Genomic DNA, 6,500 nt, shown 5'->3' with positions numbered 1-6,500 from the left:
ACGGTTTCGATCGCCTTCCCCATTCCATGCGGCGCTGCGCCGGAAGAAGAGGCATTCCCGTCCGAAGGGCCGCGTCTGGTAACCAGCGTGAAGTGCGCCGCCCCGCTCGAAAAATTCACCCTGGAGGGCTTTGACCTTCAGCCCAGCTCCGAAGTGGTCATTCGCTGGCGCTTGCCGGATGACCGCACCATGACCGCCATTCGCACGCAAACCGATTCAAAGGGCTATTTCAGCCAGGAAGTACAGGCCCGCCCCATTCAGGCCGCCGTGGACGGCATCCCCAGCCGGTTGGAAGTGGACACCCTCACGCCGGTGGGCAGGTTGAAACCCAGCCAGACCCTGAAAGACGTGCTGGACAACATGTTCGTCACCATCTTCATGGCGCTGCTCTCCACGACCTTTGCAACCATCATCGCCGCGCCGCTCAGCTTTCTGGCAGCCGGAAACATCACCCGCAAAGGCTGTTTGGGCAGCGGGGTTTACTATCTTTTCCGCTCTTTCTTCAACCTGATGCGCTCCTACGACCCGCTGGTCATGGCAACCATCTTTGGTTTCTGGCTGAGTTTCGGGCCGTTTCCCGGCTTTCTGGCGCTGACGGTGGTGACGATTGCTTCGCTGGGCAAACTCTTTTCCGAAGCAGTCGAAAATATTGACCCCGGCCCGGTTGAGGCTTTGCAATCGGTTGGCGCAGCGCCCCTGCATACCGTACGCTACGGCGTCGTACCACAGGTCATCCCCGATTTCGTGTCGTACATCATTTACCACTGGGATATTAACGTCCGCATTTCGACCATCATCGGCTTTGTGGGCGGCGGGGGTATTGGCTATTACCTGAACCTGAGCATCAACGATTTTAAGTGGAATCAGGCCGGGACAGCCATTTGGGCGATTGTCATTGTCGTCTGGGCAATGGACTTCCTCAGCGCGGAAATCCGCAAACGACTGAATTGATCTTATCCTCCCTGAAAACAAGAGGGGCGCTGGGGGGCTTCCGGGATGCTTTTTTCCAAACCCGGCCGCTGACTATCCTTTCAGCGAACCGGCCAGCAGACCGCGCAGGAAGTAGCGGCCGGCCAGAACATAGACCAGCAGAGGCGGAAGCGCCGTCAGCAGTGCCCCCGCCATCTGTACATTCCAGGCGATGATCTGGCTGCCAGCCATGTTGTTCAACGCAACCGTGATCGGCCAATCCCGATTGCCGGTCAAGACTACCGCAAACAAAAAGTCATTCCAGGCCGAGGTGAACTGCCAGATGAGAACAACCACAAAACTGGGAATGGAGATGGGGAGCAAAATATAGCGATAAATCTTCATCATATCCGCGCCGTCAATCTTTGCTGCCTCAATCAATTCCTGCGGCAGGCTGGCATAATAATTGCGAAAAGTGAGCGTGGTAATGGGAATGCCATAGATGATGTGGGTCAAGGTCAAACCCAGTAAGCCCTTCAATCCAACCGCGTTCATAAACTGTACCAGCGGGATCAGAATGCTCTGATATGGGATGAACATCCCAAAAAGGATAAACGGGAAAATCAAATCGGCGCCCTTGAACTTCCACTTTGAGAAAATGTAACCGTTGAGCGAACCCAGTACCGAAGACAGCACCGTAGCCGGGATGACCATCGAAAAACTATTCCAGAGAGATGGTGAGAGTTTCGAATAGGCTTCAATAAAGTTGTCAAAGTGGATTCCGTTAGGCAGATTCCACATCGTTCGCAGGTCAATTTCGGCAAAACTCTTGAAACTCGTTACCAGCATGACGTACAGCGGAATCAGATAGAAAATGGTCATGAAAAGCAGGGGGATATATAAATAATTCTTGCTGAAGCGCCATGTTCTCATTTGAACGACTCCGACTTCAACGTGTAGATAATGTAAGGAATAATCAGAACAGCCACGCTGATCAGCAACAAAATACTGATGGCCGCCCCGCGTCCATAAAAGAGACCATCAAAAGTGGTCTGCCACATGTAAATTGCCGGCACATCCAGTGGTAATTGTTTGCCGGCGATAGCAATGATCAGGTCAAAAACCTTGAGAGACATATGCCCCAAGATGATTAGCGCACTCAGGGTGATCGGGGTAAGCAGCGGGATAATGACAAAACGATAGATTTGTAACTTGTTGGCGCCGTCAATCTGAGCCGCTTCGCTCAATTCATGCGGGATAGCGCGCAAACCGGCCAGATACAGTGCCATGGTGTACCCCGACATTTGCCAGATCGCTGCAAGGGCTACCGCAGCAATACCCCAGGTGGGGGTGGTATGCCAGGAGTTTTGCAAAAAATCCAGGTGAAGATAAGAAAATAACAGGTTAAAACCGCTGGTGCGGCTGCCGGTCGCCGGGTTCATCAACCATCGCCAGACAACCCCGGTCACAATATAAGAAATTGCCATGGGAAAAAGAAACAGACTGCGAAAGAAGCTCTCGCCCCTCAGGCCCTGATCCAGAAGTACTGCCAGAAAGAATCCCAACAGGATGGTTCCCCCCACAAAGACAACCGTAAAAATCACCGTATTGCGGATGTCCACGGCAAAGCGCGGATCCGAAAAGAGGTTGATATAATTTGTCAAGCCATTCCACGTGTAATCGGGATTGAGACCTTTCCACTTACTGAGGGAAACCCGCACCGTCCAGCCAATAAACGCATAAATGAAAATCAACACCGCGATAATTGAAGGTGAAGCGAGCAAGAAGGAGAGAATACGGTCTTTGTCCTTAATCAATTTTTGCATGAGCAGGACCTGTGATTGGTTATAAGGAGCGGTGAGGGTTGCCCAACCAGAAGCAGCCCTCACCGCTTTATTTTAATTCATCTACTTGCAGGGGCCGGAACTCTTGCACGCAGCCACAAGGGCAGATTGGAAACCATTTACATCCCCGCCCTGAACGAACAGCCCAAGGGCAGTATCAATTTCGGATTTCCAAGAGTCATTAGCAACCACGCCGTGGGTGAGGGAACCAACCACCGCATTGGAGGCCCAGTCATTCATCGCCGATTGGAGATACTCACCGAAGAGGCTTTTATCGCAGTCGGTACGTGCGCAAATGGAACCCTTAACCGGGTTGAAGGCTTCCTGGCCCTCCTTCGAACCGGCAACCTTCAGCCAGGCAATCGCGCTATCCGGGTGCGGAGCGTTTGCAGCCAGAACAAACGAGTCGGACAGGAACTGGAACACCCCAACCGTGCCGGGTGTTGGCGCCCAGCCATAATCCACCTGGGGGGTCTTGCCAAGTTCGCGGAAGTAACCTTCCGCCCAGTCACCCATCACATTGAAGGCCGCATCGCCATTAACCACCAGCTGAGAAGCATCCTGCCACGAGAGGGAGGCCGAATCACTGTTTGCGTAGGTCAAGAGTTTGGCAAAATTTTCCAGCGCAACCTTGACCTCCGGGCTGCCCCAATCCATCTCACCGGTCCATAAACCGTTGTAGCCCTCCACACCCAGCGTGCCGAGCAGGACTGTTTCAAGCAGGTGCATCTTGGTCCATTGTTCACCCAATGCCAGCGGCGTTACGCCAGCAGCTTTAAGTTGATCCATAGCGGCAAACCACTCATCAATGGTGGTCGGGACGGCGATGTTGTTATCCTTCAGGATTTTCGGGTTGTACCACAACACATTTGCGCGGTGAATGTTGACCGGCACGGAGTAGATATTTCCGTTATCCGAGATGAGCGGGATCAGCATTTCCGGCATAACTTTCAACCAGCCCTCGGCCTCATAAAGGTCATTCAACGGCAGGATTTGGTTACCGGCTACGTAAGTGCCGATCAATTCCTGTCCGGCATGTCCCTGCCAGGAATCCGGCGGATCGCCGGCTTGCAAACGAGAGGCTAACACGGCGCGAGCGTTGGTGCCGGCTCCACCGGCAACCGCAGCATTGATGAATTCTATGTCAGGGTAACGAGCCTTGAAGACCTTGATCATCGCCTCCAGACCGGCGGCTTCGCCTCCGCCCGTCCACCAGGAGAAGACTTCTACCTGCTGTTTGGAGGCTGGTTGAGCGGGGGGAGTGGTCGGCTGAGCAGGCTGCTCACCGCTGGGTGGTTGAGTCGGAGCTGCCGTTGGCGTACTTGCGCACGCAGACAACACAACCGAGAGAATTACAAACAAGCCCATCAGGGTTAGGACGAACTTTTTCATTTACTTCCTCCTTCTTGTGTGAATACGAAATGGCGGTAGAAACAGGTTGGGAAACATAAACTTCAGGTTGGTATTCTTTTTTTTTCAAACACCTCCTTGCCACCCGCAATTACAGGTGTTACACTTCAATTTAAATCATTCAGTTGTAAAAGACAATTATTTTTCGGACTTGAGTCGGACATTCAATGGTCATGAACCGCGAAAAGTTTGCTGCCCTTTTCAAGGATTTAATTTCTCACCTTAACGATCCGACCATCATGGAGACCCATCCTCTGTCTCAGTATTTTCCTGCAGCCGATTCCGATTCCTCTACCCCCCGCGCCAGAGCAATCCAGCAGCTCATCCTGCAGGAAATTGAACAACTCCGACCGCCCGGTAAGGATCCCCAATTTGAATCAGCCGTTTGGCGACCTTATCTGATTCTCTATAAACGGTATGTTTTGGGGGAAACGCCACGCGAGATTGCCAACTCTTTGTACATCGGCGACCGTCAATTCCGGCGCGATCACAGCCGCGCATTGCAAGCATTGAGCAGTAGAATTTGGGAGCGTTATTTTGTACCGAAAGCCGACCAGAAAACAGCCGAGCAACCGACTGCAGAAAACGAATTTGTGTTGCACTTCGAGAGGCTTGATTTGGCCGAAGTGCTGCGGAGCCTGGAAGCAATCCTTTCCCAGCGTTTGCAAAGTGAGCAAATTCTCCTTCATCTCCACATCCCCCCCTACCCCCTTCCCGTTTCAGCCGATCGGGTACTGCTTCGTCAAATGGTTTTGAGTTTGATCAACTATGGGCTGCAAATGTGTAGTGCAGACCGCATCGAAATCGGGATAGAAAGAGACCCCAGACTGACCAGTATCCAGATCAAGTTTGAAACCGACGAAAATTGGGAATCGGTTCGAGAGGAAAGCAGGCATCTGCTGAGTTACATCCGCACTTGGGGAGAACGGATGTATGTCAGCATCGAAGAACAATACCCACCTCCCGGATGGAAAGGGCAAGTTTCATTGAGTCTGATCTTTCCTTCCGCTAAACATCGCACAATTCTGGTGGTAGATGATCAGGCAGTTGCACTGAAAATGTTTGAGCGCTACCTCAGTCACACCGGCCTTCAAGTCATCGGTCTCAACGATCCCGAACAAACTCTACAGGTTGCCTCTCACCTCCAGCCGGATTTAATCATCCTGGATGTGATGATGCCCCGATTGGACGGTTGGGAAGTACTCCAATCTTTACAGTCCAATCCGTCCACACGAAAAATCCCCGTCCTGGTCTGTTCTGCCTGGGATGAGCCGGAATTAGCCTACTCTTTGGGGGCGGCAGCATTTCTCAAAAAGCCACTCCTGCAACGAACACTGCTGGATGTACTCTACCAACTTAACTTCCTCGAATAGGTTTGGGATATGCTCTTGTTCCAGCACATCTCCAAAGAGGATTCCGACTTTCCGGAACTGACAAAGACTACAACCCGAAAGTTGATTTATACCGTAGGCGGTTTGTATTTATGCTGGCACATGATTGCCACCCTAGGCTTTCCCCAAATCTTCAATCCCAGCCTCTGGATTATATCTGTGTTCATGCTGGGGCTGGTCTGGTTAAGTCTTTCTCTGGTGGATCGCCATTTTCTGCTCTCTCAGGTGATCTGGTTTATTGGCCTGAGCGCTGCGTTTTTACTGGCTTTCTATTTATACCGCCAGCCAGCGATTCTTTTCCTCCTCATGCTGTTGCCCCTTAACGCAGTTGTCACCCTGGGAATTGGTGGAATGGCAGCTGTGGATTTATGGCTGGTGTTGCTGGTGCTGGTCATGCCCCGCTTTCTGCCCATCCCGGCCGGCTACGAACTGGCATTGATTCTGGGAGGAATTTTCATCAGCCTGTTTGGCTGGTCGCTTTCCAGCAACCTTGTCGAGGCGTTTGATTCAGCCTACTACCACTACGGCGAAGCACGCCGGCTACTTGAAGAGACGCGGGAACACCGCGCCCAACTGAGCCGCTTGGTAAAGGACTTGAACAATGCCAATTATCAATTAGAACGCCTCAACGAAATGCTTTCTTTCGCCAGGGCACAGGCAGAGGAGGCGCGTGAAACACGCAACCACTTTGTCATGGCGGTCAGCCATGAATTGCGCACGCCCTTAAGTTTCATTATCGGTTTCAGTGACTTGATGGTCAACGCCCCAAAAACTTATGCTCCTCTGGAACTGTGGCCGCCCGGTTTATATGACGATGTTCGCGAAATCTATAATTCCAGCAAACATCTGTTGGGTCTGATCAACGATATTCTCGAAATGGGCAAAATTGATGCCCAACAGATGACCCTTTTTCGGGAAAAAGCCCGGTTAGAACAAATCATTGCCG

6 protein-coding genes are annotated in these 6,500 nt (G+C 51.9%); 3 read left to right on the top strand and 3 right to left on the bottom strand.

What is annotated here, in order from left to right; genetic code table 11:
• On the top strand, positions 1–951 hold a 951-nt coding region (phnE, locus tag ACWIZX_RS10035), incomplete at its 5' end, for a phosphonate ABC transporter, permease protein PhnE (RefSeq protein ID WP_448335657.1).
• Between the two features lie 72 nt (positions 952–1,023).
• On the opposite strand, the gene ACWIZX_RS10030 is transcribed toward phnE, so the two are convergent.
• The 3 genes from ACWIZX_RS10030 to ACWIZX_RS10020 form a co-directional block, all read right to left on the bottom strand.
• Positions 1,024–1,842: a carbohydrate ABC transporter permease gene (locus ACWIZX_RS10030; RefSeq protein ID WP_322791319.1), complete on the bottom strand. Its 819-nt coding sequence runs from the start codon at positions 1,840–1,842 to the stop codon at positions 1,024–1,026.
• Positions 1,839–2,735, bottom strand: a complete 897-nt coding sequence (locus ACWIZX_RS10025; RefSeq protein WP_322791318.1) for a carbohydrate ABC transporter permease — start codon at positions 2,733–2,735, stop codon at positions 1,839–1,841. The genes ACWIZX_RS10030 and ACWIZX_RS10025 overlap by 4 nt, the downstream gene beginning before the upstream one ends.
• Before the next feature lie 81 nt (positions 2,736–2,816).
• Positions 2,817–4,145: an ABC transporter substrate-binding protein gene (locus tag ACWIZX_RS10020; RefSeq protein WP_322791317.1), complete on the bottom strand. Its 1,329-nt coding sequence runs from the start codon at positions 4,143–4,145 to the stop codon at positions 2,817–2,819.
• Between the two features lie 185 nt (positions 4,146–4,330).
• Between ACWIZX_RS10020 and ACWIZX_RS10015 the strand changes: the two genes are divergently transcribed.
• Together ACWIZX_RS10015 and ACWIZX_RS10010 are read left to right on the top strand one after the other, a co-directional pair.
• Complete coding sequence (locus ACWIZX_RS10015) at positions 4,331–5,536, top strand: ATP-binding response regulator (protein ID WP_322791316.1); 1,206 nt, start codon at positions 4,331–4,333, stop codon at positions 5,534–5,536.
• Between the two features lie 9 nt (positions 5,537–5,545).
• Positions 5,546–6,500: sensor histidine kinase (locus ACWIZX_RS10010; RefSeq protein WP_448335656.1), on the top strand; the 955-nt coding region annotated here is incomplete at its 3' end.

This window comes from Bellilinea sp. (assembly GCF_053501535.1).
Note: the sequence above shows the minus strand (reverse complement) of the source record. Positions and strands in the feature narration are given on the sequence as shown.